This window comes from Mediterranea sp. An20 (assembly GCF_002160055.1).
In the GTDB taxonomy this organism is placed as follows: Bacteria; Bacteroidota; Bacteroidia; order Bacteroidales; family Bacteroidaceae; genus Bacteroides; species Bacteroides avicola.
Genome location: NZ_NFJV01000007.1, coordinates 105,172 through 119,686 on the forward strand (window position 1 = coordinate 105,172; position 14,515 = coordinate 119,686).

12 protein-coding genes are annotated in these 14,515 nt (G+C 45.5%); 4 read left to right on the top strand and 8 right to left on the bottom strand.

Annotated features, from left to right (window positions below; translation table 11 throughout):
• Window positions 1–20: 20 nt before the first annotated feature.
• From B5F34_RS05930 to B5F34_RS05955, 6 genes are all read right to left on the bottom strand, one after another.
• Window positions 21–728 carry an ATP-binding cassette domain-containing protein gene (locus B5F34_RS05930; protein WP_087336077.1) on the bottom strand — a complete coding sequence of 236 codons (708 nt, stop codon included), beginning with the start codon at window positions 726–728 and terminating at the stop codon, window positions 21–23.
• The gene (gene hisIE, locus B5F34_RS05935; RefSeq protein ID WP_087336079.1) at window positions 713–1,324 is read right to left on the bottom strand and encodes a bifunctional phosphoribosyl-AMP cyclohydrolase/phosphoribosyl-ATP diphosphatase HisIE; all 612 of its coding nucleotides are present in this window, start codon (window positions 1,322–1,324) and stop codon (window positions 713–715) included. Before hisIE ends, B5F34_RS05930 begins: the two co-directional genes overlap by 16 nt.
• Before the next feature lie 32 nt (window positions 1,325–1,356).
• A complete protein-coding gene (gene hisF, locus B5F34_RS05940) occupies window positions 1,357–2,115 on the bottom strand; it encodes an imidazole glycerol phosphate synthase subunit HisF (protein ID WP_087336081.1) in 759 nt (252 codons plus the stop codon).
• A gap of 52 nt (window positions 2,116–2,167) precedes the next feature.
• Window positions 2,168–2,905, bottom strand: coding sequence for a 1-(5-phosphoribosyl)-5-[(5-phosphoribosylamino)methylideneamino]imidazole-4-carboxamide isomerase (gene hisA, locus B5F34_RS05945; RefSeq protein WP_087336083.1), 738 nt, complete (start codon window positions 2,903–2,905; stop codon window positions 2,168–2,170).
• Window positions 2,906–2,917: 12 nt separating this feature from the next.
• Entirely contained in the window at window positions 2,918–3,508 is a 591-nt protein-coding gene (hisH, locus tag B5F34_RS05950; RefSeq protein WP_087336085.1) for an imidazole glycerol phosphate synthase subunit HisH, read from the bottom strand.
• Between the two features lie 333 nt (window positions 3,509–3,841).
• Window positions 3,842–4,546 carry a NigD-like protein gene (locus tag B5F34_RS05955; protein WP_087336087.1) on the bottom strand — a complete coding sequence of 235 codons (705 nt, stop codon included), beginning with the start codon at window positions 4,544–4,546 and terminating at the stop codon, window positions 3,842–3,844.
• Between the two features lie 242 nt (window positions 4,547–4,788).
• On the opposite strand from B5F34_RS05955, the gene B5F34_RS05960 reads away from it, so the two are divergent.
• From B5F34_RS05960 to hemW, 3 genes are all read left to right on the top strand, one after another.
• Window positions 4,789–5,337, top strand: coding sequence for an RNA polymerase sigma factor (locus tag B5F34_RS05960; RefSeq protein ID WP_087336090.1), 549 nt, complete (start codon window positions 4,789–4,791; stop codon window positions 5,335–5,337).
• Between the two features lie 22 nt (window positions 5,338–5,359).
• On the top strand, window positions 5,360–6,643 hold the full coding sequence (locus tag B5F34_RS05965; protein ID WP_087336092.1) for a porin family protein: 1,284 nt from the start codon (window positions 5,360–5,362) through the stop codon (window positions 6,641–6,643).
• 410 nt (window positions 6,644–7,053) lie between these two features.
• Entirely contained in the window at window positions 7,054–8,181 is a 1,128-nt protein-coding gene (hemW, locus tag B5F34_RS05970) for a radical SAM family heme chaperone HemW (RefSeq protein ID WP_087336094.1), read from the top strand.
• Here the strand turns inward: hemW and B5F34_RS05975 are convergent, their stop codons facing one another.
• Both B5F34_RS05975 and B5F34_RS05980 read right to left on the bottom strand, forming a co-directional pair.
• Window positions 8,182–8,787, bottom strand: coding sequence for a TetR/AcrR family transcriptional regulator (locus tag B5F34_RS05975; RefSeq protein ID WP_087336096.1), 606 nt, complete (start codon window positions 8,785–8,787; stop codon window positions 8,182–8,184).
• Between the two features lie 4 nt (window positions 8,788–8,791).
• Window positions 8,792–12,997 (bottom strand): acyl-CoA dehydratase activase, encoded by a 4,206-nt coding sequence (locus B5F34_RS05980; RefSeq protein WP_087336097.1) that lies wholly within the window; start codon window positions 12,995–12,997, stop codon window positions 8,792–8,794.
• A 918-nt stretch (window positions 12,998–13,915) separates the two neighbouring features.
• On the opposite strand from B5F34_RS05980, the gene B5F34_RS05985 reads away from it, so the two are divergent.
• On the top strand, window positions 13,916–14,269 hold the full coding sequence (locus B5F34_RS05985; RefSeq protein ID WP_087336099.1) for a hypothetical protein: 354 nt from the start codon (window positions 13,916–13,918) through the stop codon (window positions 14,267–14,269).
• Window positions 14,270–14,515: the final 246 nt, after the last annotated feature.

Here is a 14,515-nt window from a genome sequence, read left to right on the forward strand (position 1 = left end):
ATTCATTTCTAACTTTATATTTAATTATTCTTGCATTCAAAAGCAGTTGTAACATGCTCGTCTACTTCCATCAACCGATGAGCCTCGCACCGATATACTCTTCCCGGGAAATCCTGTAATAACTGAAGATTATGCGTGGTAACCACAACCAGGGTCCCTTTTTGAGCCAAGTCGTTAAGCAATCCCAGTATTATATGCCCAGTCTCAACATCTAAGTTTCCCGTCGGCTCATCGGCCAGAATAATACGGGGGGAATTAAGTACAGCACGTGCAATGGCAATGCGTTGTTGCTCTCCCCCGGAAAGTTCAAGAGGGAATTTATACCCTTTATGATCCATGCCGACCAAAGCCAGCACCTGTTCAATTCGTTCTTTCATTTTAGCCTTATCTTTCCAGCCGGTAGCGCGCAGTACAAATTCGAGGTTATGATACACGGTACGATCCGTGAGAAGTTGGAAATCCTGAAAGACAACGCCCAGCTTACGTCTTAATTCCGGCAAACGTTTCCGGCGTATGCGCATCATATCATAATCCAGCACTCTTGCCTGCCCCGAGTTCACGGCAAGCTCACCGTAAAAGGTCTTCAGCAGACTCGTCTTACCGGACCCCACCCTGCCTATCAGATACACCAGTTCCCCGGCGCGGAAATCGAAATTCACGCCGCTCAATACGCACAGTTCCTGCTGATGTATTTCTACATTCTTATATGCAATCAGTGCTTCTTCCATGTGGCAGTATGCCTCTCTTCCAATTCGCGAACCAAATCTTCGATACGGTAACCTTGAGAGGTCAAAAGGACGATGAGATGATATATCAAGTCGGCTCCCTCATAGATAAGCCGCTCTCCGGTTCCGTTACATGCTTCGATAACGGTTTCCACAGCTTCTTCTCCGACCTTCTGTGCCATTTTATTCACACCGGATTGGAAAAGGCTGGTAGTATAAGAGCCTTCGGGCATCTCATGATAACGCTGGCAAATAAAGTCTTGCAGAGTCTTGAGGAAGTGCATGGGTTCTTCATTCTTCTCACCCCAGCAAGTGTCGGTACCTGTATGACAGACGGGTCCCTCAGGATGTACCTGAATAAGTAAAGTATCGTGGTCACAATCCTCCTTTATCGACACGACATGAAGGAAATGGCCACTCTCCTCCCCTTTTGTCCAAAGGCACTGGCGTGTACGACTAAAAAAAGTAACCTTACCGCTTTGTACTGTCAGGTCATAAGCTTCCTGATTCATAAAACCCAACATCAACACTTTAGCCGTATCGGCATCTTGTATGATAGCTGGAACTAACCCGTTCAGTTTTTCAAAATTCAAGCTCATAATTATGTATACATTTTAGAGAGTTTCCGTGGCTATACCACTCGAACAGGGATTCCCTGGGTGCAAAGATACAACTTTAAATCGGGAATATTAATTTCTCTGAAATGAAAAACGCCTGCCGCCAATGCAGCATCCGCTTTTCCGTCCAGAAAAGCGTCACGAAAGTGCTCCTTGGTACCTGCCCCGCCCGATGCGATAACTGGGATAGAAAGTTTGTCGGCGAGAGTAGCCAGTGCTTCGTTGGCATAACCATTCCGTACCCCATCATGATCCATACTGGTGAACAGAATCTCCCCGGCTCCCCGCTCCTGTGCTTCGTAAGCCCAGGAAAAGAGTTCACGTTCCGTTTCTACCCTTCCCCCATTGAGAAAGCAGCGCCATCCCGACGGTGTATGCCGGGCATCTATAGCCAACACACATACTTGCGAGCCAAAATGACGGGCTATATCGCCAATAAGCTCCGGTCGGCGGATGGCTGCCGAATTGACAGATATTTTATCGGCTCCGGCGTTAAGCAAACGCTCTACATCACCCAACTCATGTATCCCACCTCCTACGGTAAAAGGGATATTGATGTTAGCCGCTATGCGTTCTACCAGTTCCGTAAAGGTTTTACGCTTTTCGAAACTGGCTGTTATATCAAGAAACACCAATTCATCAGCTCCCTGGTCGCTATAGACACGCGCCAGTTCCACCGGATCTCCGGCATGACGAAGATTGACAAAATTGGTTCCTTTCACAGTCTGCCCATCTTTAATATCGAGACAGGGTATGATTCTTTTAGCCAGCATATTTAATCTTGGTTTAATCCATTCATATTTATCTGAAACACCCACGTCACGGTCAATGTTCCATATCGGTCACTGCTTCTTCCAGGTCTTTCAGTGTGATATGTCCCTCATAAAAAGCCTTTCCAAGAATGACAGCTGGGATTTGGGCTTCTTCCAGCGCATAAATATCTGCCATACTTCCCACTCCCCCGCTCGCAATCAGTTTCAGCGAAGGCTGATGCCGACATATTTCCCGGTAAAGCTCCAGAGCAGGTCCCTTCAGCATGCCATCGCGACCTATATCGGTGCATATAGCCTGAGTCACTCCCAGCCTGACATATTTATCAAGAAAAGGCAAAAGCTGACATTCGCTCTTTTCTTTCCAGCCGTTAACCGCTATACACCCCTCCTTCACATCAGCACCTAAAATAATACGGTCAGAGCCATAGATCTGAATCCAGCGGCAAAAGGTTTCAGGGCTTTTCACTGCTATGCTTCCGCCAGTTACCATCTGCGCGCCACATTCAAAAGCGATACGCAAGTCATCATCTGTCTTAAGTCCACCGCCAAAATCAATCACCAGCGAAGTATGCGTTGCCAGTTGTTCCAAGACACGATGGTTTACAATGTGCTGTGAGGCGGCACCGTCAAGATCCACCACATGCAGACGGCGGATACCATGCGCTTCAAAGGCTTTGGCCACTTCCAAAGGTTGTCCGTCATACACTTTCCGGCTATCGTATTCTCCTTGTGAAAGCCGTACGCATTTGCCGTCAATCAGGTCAATGGCAGGAATAATCTCTATCTTCATAATAATCCGTATTCATAAAAGCAAGAAATTGCGCAAGATTCGCTCACCCACACTGCCGCTCTTTTCAGGGTGGAACTGGGTGGCATAGAAGTTATCACGGTGCAAAGCTGCACTGAAAGGATGTATATAATCCGTCACCGCCACTGTACAAGGATGCAAAGGAACATAATAACTATGTACGAAATAAACATATTCCTCCTGTTCAAAGCCCTCAAACAAAGGGCTCTTTGTGTGAGAAATAGTATTCCATCCCATGTGCGGTACCTTGTCTTCATGACGACAGGAATGAAACCGACGGACATCAGCATCAAAAATACCCAAACCGTCGACATCACCTTCCTCGGAATGGAGGCACATCAACTGCATACCCAGACAGATTCCCAGCACGGGTTGCTTCAAGTTCTTTATCAGAAGATCCAACCCCGAAGCCCGAAGAAACTCCATGGTAGTAGCAGCTTCTCCTACACCCGGAAATATCACACGGTCGCACCGGCGCAGCATATTCTCATCAGCCGTAATCACGGGTTCTACCCCTAAGCGCCGCAGTGCATGGTCCACCGAACGGATATTGCCTGCATTGTATTTAATGATTGCGATACTCATAAATCTTTTCCAAAAAAGTTATTCAGAGGAGAGGAACCGGCACGAGAAGATGCGAATAGGCAAAAGTCTTGCAAGAGCCCCTACCTTCTGTCTTTTTGCTTTACATCTTTCCTCTCATGGGTGCAAAAATAACGAATAATTGTAAAACTGGAAACATTTGATACGATTAAGTTTTGCAAAAGAAGAAAAAACAGACATCTTCTACAAGAATCACAAGAATGGCGTTTACTCCTAAGCAATAAGAAGCCTGCTGCAAAGGCATAAGAAATCGGCTCCTTATACCTTTGCAGCAGGCTTATCTTATATAGCGCAAACTCTACTTATCCCAACCACTCACTTTTTAACGAAAAAGTCATTCTCCCCCTGATATAGCGTATAAGCGCGGATGCACAATCCTTCATATTTATCCAATTGATCACGAATACTGTCTAACCTGAAGGAAACAATACCATTGCCACCTTGCAAAGGAGTGTCATTATAGGCATTGTGTCTGAACTCCAAATGCAGAAATCCGTCGTCGGAGGCTGAGGCATTCTCGTTTACCACCAGATTCAGCATGTGCTTCTTCTCGGCGTTATTGCTGTGATAGAATCTATAGACAATGTTGACATAATCTTCCGTGAGCCAAATATTATCTACATCGATACGGTCATGCCCAATGCTGTCCTCCTCTTCCGGTGTCATTTTATGAATGTCTTTCGTCAGTATATTCTCCACATGCTTTAAAGCGGCATTATATTCATAGCCAGGCAATGCCTGCTCCAATAACGTGAAATAAACAAAAGCACGCTGATTCTCCACCAGCGGATAATTGCTGATTGCAGTCGTATCTCCCGGATAGAGTTTGCTTCCCTCATCCAACTCGAAATAATAATCATTTCCCTCTATGATTCTTACGTTGCCGATGGCAAACAGCAATTCGTCAACCTCATACTCATCATCCTCCAGACATGACGAGACTGTCACTGTCAGAACCGCCACAGCCACCCACATCCTAAACAGGAAATGGATTCCCCACTTATTCTTTACACTTTTCATAATCTATTCTTTTCTTATTCCTTGATTTGAATTTTCCATCGGGCACAAACATCCGAGACGGATTCCAACATCTCCAAACAGATACCCGACATGAAAGCAATGTTATACAAAAATATGAATAGCACGTTAAATACTGCACCGGAGCGTGTTAAATAGAATTAATTACTTTTTTCCGTATATACCAATGCAGTATTTTTGGTCCTGTTGCATTTTCAGATTAAACACGTGTAGAAATACAAGAAATGGAAGAACAAGAATTAGCGGAACGCTGCAAGCAAGGAGACAGAGCGGCCTACAAAGAGCTGTACGAGCGATTTGCCGGGCGGCTGTTGGGTATATGTCTTCGCTATACAGGAGATCGTGATACCGCTGAAGACTTGTTACATGATGGTTTCTTGAAATTGTTTGATTCGTTCGACAAATTCACCTGGCGAGGCAACGGCTCCTTAAGAGCATGGATAGAACGCGTCGTGATAAACGTCGTGCTGCAACATCTTCGGCGCAACGATGTAATGAACCAGTCTACCTCCCTTGAGAATGCCCCTGAAGCTTATGCTGAGCCATCTCCGGATGCCATAGAAACCATCCCCCGCGAAGTTTTAATGCGGTTTATCGGTGAATTGCCACCAGGTTACCGCACAGTGCTCAATCTGTATGTATTCGAAGGAAAACCGCATAAAGAAATAGCAGCCCTACTGGGTATCAACGAGAAATCATCTGCTTCTCAATTGGTTCGAGCCAAGAGTTCACTGGCTGCTAAAGTACAAGAATGGATAAAAAAGAATTCTTAAACTGACAATAAAGGATACTCTTATGGAAAAAGAAATATGGTTACAAAAGTTGAAAGAACAGTTGGAGGACTACTCTGAACAGGTTCCAACTTCCGGCTGGCAACGCCTGGAAAAAGAACTTTCTGCACCGAAAAAGACAGAGTACCGGCTTACTCCCATGCGGCGATGGATAACAACAATTGCAGCCGCCATACTGACAGGTACCATCATCCTCGTGGGATTGCGCCTGACTGGTCCCTCGTCAACAACTCAAATACCCGTAGCCGATTTAACGCCCGAGAAGGTATCCTCATCCGACATCTTTTCGACCCCTGCTTCACCTGCCAAGCAGGTTACAGATGAACCGATTGCCACCAACCATTCGCGCAAACATGTCCTGCAAAAAGACTCTCACGACATGCAGACAATAGAAGTTATCAGCGTTGAAAAGACAAACGACGTTCCACCTCTTGTTGCTGAAAATGCCGAGAAGAAAGAAGATGCAAAAGACCTGGCTACCCCAACCACAGAAAACCAGAATAAAGACGCAAGCAAGAAAAGAAAGAAAAAGAATTCACTGCCAGCTACAAGAGAAGATTTATTGGCTTTGGCTAAAACGTCTCATTCATCTGATAACAACAAAGGCTGGTCCATAGGCGTATCTGCCGGAAATACGGGAGGATTTAGCAAAGGAATACAGCAACCTGAAATACAAAGCATCCTGCAAAATGCACCAGGAACCGGTTATATCAATATGGATCTCAGTGCCACTTCCGACGGTATTATCTATATTCCGAAAGGACAGGAGGTGATTTTCCAAAACGGAGTGCCTTATCTGCAACAGAATAAACGTACACTTCTTTCAGCAGACCACAAACAGCCGGTCAGCGTAGGGGTGTCGTTCCGGAAGAATCTGCCTAAAGGATTCTCTATAGAAACAGGATTAGTCTATACTTTCCTTGCTTCGGACTTATACTATCAGGGAGACGTTGAAAAAACAAAACAGAAATTACATTACCTCGGCATTCCTATCCGCGGCAACTGGAATTATCTGGACAAAAAGAATTTCACCCTATACCTTTCGGCTGGAGGGATGATGGAAAAATGTATCTATGGAAAAATCGGTTCAAAGACAGAAATCGTAGACCCCATACAACTATCTGTCATGGCATCAACCGGTATCCAATATAACATCAGCCACCGTGTCGGCATCTATGTAGAACCGGGTATCTCTTACTATTTTGACGATGGTTCTGAAATACAAACCATCAGGAAAGAAAATCCTTTTAATTTCACGCTTCAAGCCGGATTACGCTTCAGTTATTAAAAACTTGTATACCAGTGAAAGCGGCGGGGAGACACCGAGCGTCTGCTTTGCCACACGGCAACCCCCGCTGCTTAAACGAAGGGATAGGACGATAAGGTTAGGGAGTATGGCTTCAAATATGTTCTCATGAAGGTTGTCGTCTTCACGCTTTTCCCACGGTCTTTGTTATGTCTTTGGTGGAAAGGTATAACAAGCCGACTGCATATATATTCCGTACAGACTTCCTATACCTTGGCAGTAAGCTTCATACAGACAAGTAATCTGGGGCCTATGGGAAATGCGTGAAGGCGTAGTATTTCTCCAATAATCACCTGAACTACAAACACTTTAAACATCATTAAGGAAGAATTTGCATTTATCCGTCCCTTTACTTAACTTTGTCCGGCACAAAATCTGTTTTCAGTAATATTATGGCAGGCATCTATCTACATATACCGTTTTGCAAAACCCGCTGCATTTATTGCGATTTCTATTCCACTACCCGCGAAGATTTACGGCAACGCTACGTCCAGGCGCTTTGTCTGGAACTAAAAGAACGGAAAGATTATCTGAAAGAAGCGACTGTCGAAACCGTTTATTTCGGAGGAGGTACCCCTTCGCAGCTTAGTGAAGAGAATTTTGATAATATTTTCCAGACTTTGCAAGAGGTATATGGACTGGACAAGACTATAGAAATTACATTAGAAGCCAATCCGGATGACTTGACTGATGAATACGTACATACATTACGCCGCTTCCCGTTCAACCGGATTAGCTTGGGAATACAGACTTTTGACGACAGAACCTTACAGCTTTTGCATCGGAGACACAATGCCGCTCAAGCCCAAAATGCCGTCAGACGTTGCCGGGAAGCAGGATTCGACAATATCAGTATCGACCTCATTTATGGATTGCCTGGAGAAACTGAAAAGCTGTGGGAGAATGACCTGATGCAAGCCCTGCAACTGCATCCGGAGCACTTGTCTGCTTATCACTTGACTTACGAAGAAGGTACCCCACTCTATCGGCTACGACAGGAAAAACGGGTCAGGGAAGTGGATGAAGACATGAGCCTGAAATTTTTCTCCCAACTGAACTCCACTCTCCGCCAAGCGGGATATGTGCATTATGAGATTTCCAATTTCTGTCTGCCAGGCAAACATGCCCGTCACAATACCTCTTATTGGCAGGGCATCCCCTACTTGGGATGCGGACCATCTGCCCATTCCTTCGACACACGTAGCCGGGAATGGAACAAAGCTTCGCTGGAAACCTACATACAAGGCATAGAGCAGGGAAAACGCCCCTACGAAACGGAAGTGCTGAATGCCGACACCAGATATAACGAATATGTCATGACCGGAATGCGGACTATTTGGGGAATATCCTTGGACAAAATACGCACGGACTTCGGCACGGAACGCCTGGATTACTTACAGCGCATGGCAGCCCCGCATTTGAGGCGTGGAAAAATTGTCACACAAGATGGAAGACTCCGACTGACCGAAGAAGGCATTTTCATTTCGGATGACATCATCAGCGACCTGATGTATGTATAGTTATTTTTCCAGCAAAAAAGCACACATCTGCGAAACCACATGTTTTTTCCATTCAACCAACATATCCTTAAAGCTTTCGCCCTCTTTCAAAAGCAATGCCTCTGTGAGATGGCGGGTCAAGAAGGGAAAGACCAGTAAACCATAGAAGGTATAAAAAAGACTGCGGAGAGGAACTTTCCGCAATCTTCCCCCATCCATTTCGGTCTGCAAGGCGCAGATAATCTTATGGGCATAACGATCTATCTGTTCCTGACGCATCATGCGCACTAAGAAATCAAAATCCCGCTGTATCTCCCGTGCAACAAAAAGAGGCAAGCAAGGCTTGTTCATAAAAATGACCATATAAGCGTCAAGAACCTCAGACACACGCTCGGCGACAGGTTTCTCCGACTGCACAATAATGTCGTAGACACGAGGAACAAACGACAACACAATCCGCGAAAGAACGGCACGAAACATCTTGTCCTTCGTACGGAAATAATAATGTAATGTTGGTCGGTTAATTCCTGCGTTGGCAGCTATATCGCTCATGCTGGTGCCATCGAAACCTCTTTCCAGAAACAACTGTTCCGCACTGGCCAATATACGATCTTCCATTGATTCCATAAGTTCAATCCTTTAAATTATTGGTAAACAGAAGTAAGCGATTAGTCACATTCACCTCACTAACTCCACTGTCGAAATCCAGCGAGAGCAGATTCATATCAGGAAACAGCTGTGTAATGCGCTTTTCCATGCCTTTGGCAACAATATGATTGGCTATACATCCAAAAGGCTGGAGACTTACAACATGCCGCACTCCTTGCGAGGCATACGACACTATCTCTCCAGGCAAAAGCCATCCCTCACCAAACTGGGCATTAAGAGTAATAACCTTTGATGCCGCACGTGCCTGCTGGAAAATATCTTCAAAAGGCGTAAAGAATGGATGACGGGCTCCGATGAGGTTAACCCGTTCTACCTCTCTCCAAATCAGCTTGTATATCCAGCGTGCCACTGATGAAGGAAGGGTGTTGCGCTGAAGATGAGACCGCCCCCATGCTTCCCGATTGACGAAACTTTGCAGAAAGAAACCCATCATAAGGGGAGGCACCACTTCGATATGCTGCCCGATTAACCAGTCGGTTACACGTTGCTGCGCAAAAGGATTGAACTTCAAGAATATCTCTCCTACCACGCCAACTTTCGGATAGGTAACATCAGTAGATATGCCCGCAAAGTCCTGAGCTGCATGCGCCAATAAATCATACATCTCACCCGTACGCCCGCTACGGATAAGTTGTCCGGCCTTCTCCAGATACTGCTTCGCCAAGGCACGGGCACTGCCTTTCTCTTTTTCGCGCACAACCGATGCGTAATAAAACTTGGCCAAACAATCTGTATAGAGGACAGAACGAATGGCTATGGGCATCAGCTTCAACCAATTCATCCTGAACCCAGGCTGATAATTCCCCATCATGTCACCAAAGGTAACGGAAATGACCGGCACGTTGGCAAACCCGGCATCAACCAATGCCTTCTTGATAAGAGGCAAGTAATTGCTGGCACGGCACTGACCTCCGGTTTGGGTAATAGCCACTGCCGTTTCATCAGGATTATAACGTCCGCTCTTGAGAGCTTTAAGGACATCTCCCACTATCAGTGTAGCCGGATAGCAGACTTCATTGTTGGCATATTTCAAACCCCACTCTGCCGATTTAGCATCGCTGAGAGGAAGATTCTCTACATCGTATCCTGCCACCTTCATAATATCGGGCAACAAAGGAGACAGGAAAGGAGTAAAGAAAGGTATGAGGATTTTCCGCTTACGGGCTATCTTGTCAAAAACCGGTGTTGTGATAAACTGTTCTTCATGGGCAGCTTCTGTTGACACAGGCAATAACTTCAAGCTTTCCAATAGCGAACGCACACGTAACCGCATTGAACCTACATTGTTTATATCGTCCAGTTTCAGCAAAGTCAAAGACTTGCCATGACGCATCAACAGACTGCGCACCTCATCCACCAAAAAAGCATCGGGACCACAACCGAAAGAGGTCAGTTCGACAAACTGCACATCCCTCCCCTGCTTGCCACACCAGCGGGCGGCATCAAGAATGCGGGTCGGATAAGCCCATTGCTCTACAAAATGCACATCAGCTGCCGGCTGCGAATGACGACGTACAATGTCGTCAGTTATCACATATATACCCATACCGGCCAGCAAGTCTCCCACCTGGTGCTGAATAAGAGAATCGGTATGATAAGGTCGGCCGGCCAATAAAACCACCAATCCATGAGCCTGGCGCGCCTGAGCCAGAACTTGCTCATTTACCTCCACCAAGGCCTGTTCATAAGCTTCCTGAGCCTGCAATGCTCGGTTCAAAGCCATTGACACCACAGAAGAAGGTACGCCCAATGAAAAAAGATATTCCTTACATTGGACAGCCAGCAATTTTTTGTCCTTGAACGTAATGGCAGGAGAGTCTATAGGAATGTCGGTTTGTTGCACTCCTTTTATCACTTCCGAATAGCCGGTAACTATGGGACAATTATAACTGTTGTACCCATCGTATTGTTTCTCAAATACGACAAAGGGCATAAAAATACGATTGACACGCTTCTCCTGCAAATTACGGATATGGCTATGTACCAGCTTGGCCGGGAAACAAATATTGTCAGACATCACCATCCGGGCACTGCTTTCATAAGCCGTATAATCGGAGGCATCGGACAGACATACCCGAAAGCCACAGGCGGTAAAGAGGGCATGCCAGAATGGATAATCTTCGAACATATTCAGACAGCGGGGCAGACCGATAGTCAAAGCGCCGACAGGAGCATCCGAAGCACGGTCGAATAAAAGTTTTTCCTTCTGCCTATACACATTGACTCCCTGCTGATGTTCCCCTCCATTGGAAAAGACACGCTCACAGCGGTTGCCCGAATAATAACGGCGGCCATTCCCAAAAGAATACGCAGTCACCGCACACTGATTGGCACACCCCCGGCAATGAAGTTCATGGGTAGTAAAGGAAGCCTTTTCTTCCAATGCATCTAACCTGATTGCCTCGCCCGGATGGCGGATAGCATAAAGAGCGCACCCCAAAGCTCCCATCAATTCCGGCATATCACAGCGGGTCACTTCCGCTCCCGTGAGCAGTTCAATAGCACGCACTACCGCATCGTTGCGCATAGTGCCTCCCTGCACGAAAATATGCTTACCCAACACCGAAACATCTTTCAGCTTCAACACCTTATACAGACAGTTCTTTACTACCGAATAGGCCAAACCTGCTGCGATGTCCTCTATGGTGGCACCCTCACGCAATACCTGCTTGACTTTGGAGTTCATAAAGACAGTGCAGCGGGTACCCAAATCGCACGGATGACGAGCCTCGCATGCCAAGCGGGAAAAGTCGGAAGGAGTGTATCCCAGATTCTTGGCAAAAGTCTCGATGAACGACCCACATCCCGAAGAACAGGCTTCGTTTATTTCTATGCGGTCAATCACTCCGTCGGTAACGAACATCGCCTTCATATCCTGCCCGCCGATGTCAAGAATAAAAGATACCTCCTTGTTCAAATGTCTGGCAGCCATGTAATGTGCAATAGTTTCTACAATACCCGACTGAAAGCCAAAAGCTGCCTTTATCAAATCCTCGCCATATCCGGTAGAACAACCGCCCCGTATGTTAAGGACAGCTCCACACGCCTTACATTCCTCACTCAGCTGTCGCAATCCTTGCTCTACGGCCTCCACGGGGTTTCCTCCATTATTGGCATAATAAGAATATAGTATGCAGGCATCGGCATCGGTCACTACAATTTTAGTCGTAGTAGAGCCGGAATCTACTCCGATAAAGACATCGTAAGTGCCTTGCCGTAAAGAGTGTTTCTTGACAGTACAATCCGACATGCGCATCTTCCACAGGCGATAGTCCATCTCATTCTTAAAGACAGGCGGCAATCCGACTTGTTTTCCTTTCGCATCTGCTGAAGCCGCAGCATGCAAAATGGTATCCTTGAATGCCGACAACATGAACGACTTCTCCTGATCTGCCGACAATTCATATAAAGCTGCTCCCAGGGCAGGAAGCTGGGTACCATTGGAAGGCAACACTGTATCAGCTTCATCAACAGACAGATAGTCTACAAAAGCCTTGCGCAAGGTAGGCATAAATGTCAGCGGTCCCCCGCAAAAAAGCACTGGCGCCTGAATGTCGCACCCGTGTGCCAACGTAACCACCGTCTGTACCGCCACAGCATGAAAGATAGAAGCCGCTATGTCCTGGCGCGTAGCATTTTTAGCCACCAGATTCTGAATGTCTGTCTTACAGAAGACACCACACCGCGAAGCGATAGGATAAATTTGTGTACTTCCTGCTGCCAGACGATCCAATTCGCTCACATCTACCCCCAGGATAACCGCCATCTGGTCGATAAACGCCCCCGTGCCTCCCGCACAGTTACCGTTCATGCGCAAATCTCTGGCTTTTCCATCTTTGAAAAACACCACTTTGGCATCTTCACCACCGATGTCTATCATCGACCGTACGCCTGGATAGGTTTGCTTGATAGCACGTGCAGCCGCCACTACTTCCTGCACAAAAGGGATGGAATATTTCTCGGCCATCCCCATGCCGATGGAGCCGGTCATGCGTACAGACACCTCCCGGTCGCCCAACACAGCCATCAGTTCTTGCAGGCAAAGTGCCAAAACTTCTTTTACACGTGCATTGTGACGTTCGTATTTCGTATACAAAATATCAGCCTTTTCATCAATAACCACCAGTTTGACTGTGGTCGAACCTATGTCTATGCCTAATCGTATCATTGCCTTTTCCAGTTTAACGAATACAGGTATTATTCAATTCTGACACATCTGTCAGACGACAAAGATAAACTTTATTCTTTATATGTAAGAGCATCTCCAATTATATTTTAACATCAATTTCACAATCATGTCATATCCACCTTTCAACAATGCCCCGATTCCACCCTTGCCCATGTCCTATAATCGCCGATAAGGTCTAATTGCAACAGTTGACTTCCAGAAACAAACTGCCAAGCTATAAGAAACAAAGTCCTAAGCAATTAGAAACAGAGTCCTAAGCGGTTAGAAACAAACTTCTAAGCGATTAGAAGCAACGTCCTGTTTATTAAAAAGATACCGAATCATCTCAAACACCCGCTGTCAATCAACCATTTTTCCAAGTCTCATCTGTTAGATAAGTATGCACACATGATAGCGCCCGACGGGGAAACTCATACCTCAACGGCTCATCGACAAGGAAAAGAAAACCAATTCCTCTATTGTACGAGTGTCCAGAGTCTTACGGACAAATTAACTTTAAAAAGTTAATGCACACGCAAGAAAAGAAATCTTTCAGAAGACATACAAATACAACATGTAGCTCCCAAGAGCGAAATATTGGCTACCCAACACTGTACTACGGTGCAACTCTTGGCAAGAGAAGAAAAAGTCCGTATATGCTTTCAGATTCATTGATATAATTCGTTTTGTATTACAAATTGATTACATAAACGAATACAAACGCCCATTTTCACACGCTCTAATTGACAAATATCAAGAAATAGAGGGGTAACATGCAGTTTTTTCACCATTCATTTTTGTGTTATAAAACATACTCGTATATTTGCATCGGTAAAAAGAAAGAGTAAGACCTTTCAATAGGTATTAGCTTTGCATAAAGATTTAGTTTTTAGGTTAACAATTAAAAAAGTAGGTATTATGAAACGTTTTGGAATGACTTTAGTGGCAGCACTCTGCCTGACAACTGCAAGTTTTGCAGCAGGAAACCAACCGACTACCGAAAAGTGGGAAGGAAACATTAACGTAGAGAAGCTGAGCCGTTATCTGCAACTAAGCGGTAACCAACACGAAGAAGTGGCCAACATCTGTGACTTCTTCAACGAACAGATGAAGCGTGCCAACACTTCCAAGAAGAATCAGAAAGAATTGCTTCACAACGCCATCTATGGCAACTTGAAGTTGATGAAGAAGGCCTTGAACGAGAAGCAATATGCTGACTACACAAAGATTCTGAACCTTACACTTCAAAACAAAGGTATCGAAATCAAGTAAGAACGACAACAAACTATTTGGTTTATATGCAAAAAGAGGGGTATCGACATGCAGATACCCCTCTTTTTATAACTTGCCGAAAACGTATGAAACAAAGCCCCAGGCTTTCATTGGCTGGAGTTTTGTCATACCACGAGGAAAATCTGCAGGCTGTTGATATATAACAAATTATATATCTCCCCCAATACCCTTCCGGAATTATAACCTCAAACCAACCGTTCTCTTTCCATAACCTTGTGTGTATCA

What these genes read in the sequence shown, in the direction of transcription:
- hisF (WP_087336081.1), bottom strand. Translation starts at nt 2,115, where the DNA reads ATGCTGGCTAAAAGAATCATACCCTGTCTCGATATTAAAGATGGGCAG.
- hisH (WP_087336085.1), bottom strand. Translation starts at nt 3,508, where the DNA reads ATGAGTATCGCAATCATTAAATACAATGCAGGCAATATCCGTTCGGTG.
- B5F34_RS05960 (WP_087336090.1), top strand. Translation starts at nt 4,789, where the DNA reads ATGGAAGAACAAGAATTAGCGGAACGCTGCAAGCAAGGAGACAGAGCG.
- B5F34_RS05930 (WP_087336077.1), bottom strand. Translation starts at nt 728, where the DNA reads ATGGAAGAAGCACTGATTGCATATAAGAATGTAGAAATACATCAGCAG.
- B5F34_RS05955 (WP_087336087.1), bottom strand. Translation starts at nt 4,546, where the DNA reads ATGAAAAGTGTAAAGAATAAGTGGGGAATCCATTTCCTGTTTAGGATG.
- hemW (WP_087336094.1), top strand. Translation starts at nt 7,054, where the DNA reads ATGGCAGGCATCTATCTACATATACCGTTTTGCAAAACCCGCTGCATT.
- B5F34_RS05965 (WP_087336092.1), top strand. Translation starts at nt 5,360, where the DNA reads ATGGAAAAAGAAATATGGTTACAAAAGTTGAAAGAACAGTTGGAGGAC.
- B5F34_RS05980 (WP_087336097.1), bottom strand. Translation starts at nt 12,997, where the DNA reads ATGATACGATTAGGCATAGACATAGGTTCGACCACAGTCAAACTGGTG.
- hisA (WP_087336083.1), bottom strand. Translation starts at nt 2,905, where the DNA reads ATGAAGATAGAGATTATTCCTGCCATTGACCTGATTGACGGCAAATGC.
- hisIE (WP_087336079.1), bottom strand. Translation starts at nt 1,324, where the DNA reads ATGAGCTTGAATTTTGAAAAACTGAACGGGTTAGTTCCAGCTATCATA.
- B5F34_RS05975 (WP_087336096.1), bottom strand. Translation starts at nt 8,787, where the DNA reads ATGGAATCAATGGAAGATCGTATATTGGCCAGTGCGGAACAGTTGTTT.
- B5F34_RS05985 (WP_087336099.1), top strand. Translation starts at nt 13,916, where the DNA reads ATGAAACGTTTTGGAATGACTTTAGTGGCAGCACTCTGCCTGACAACT.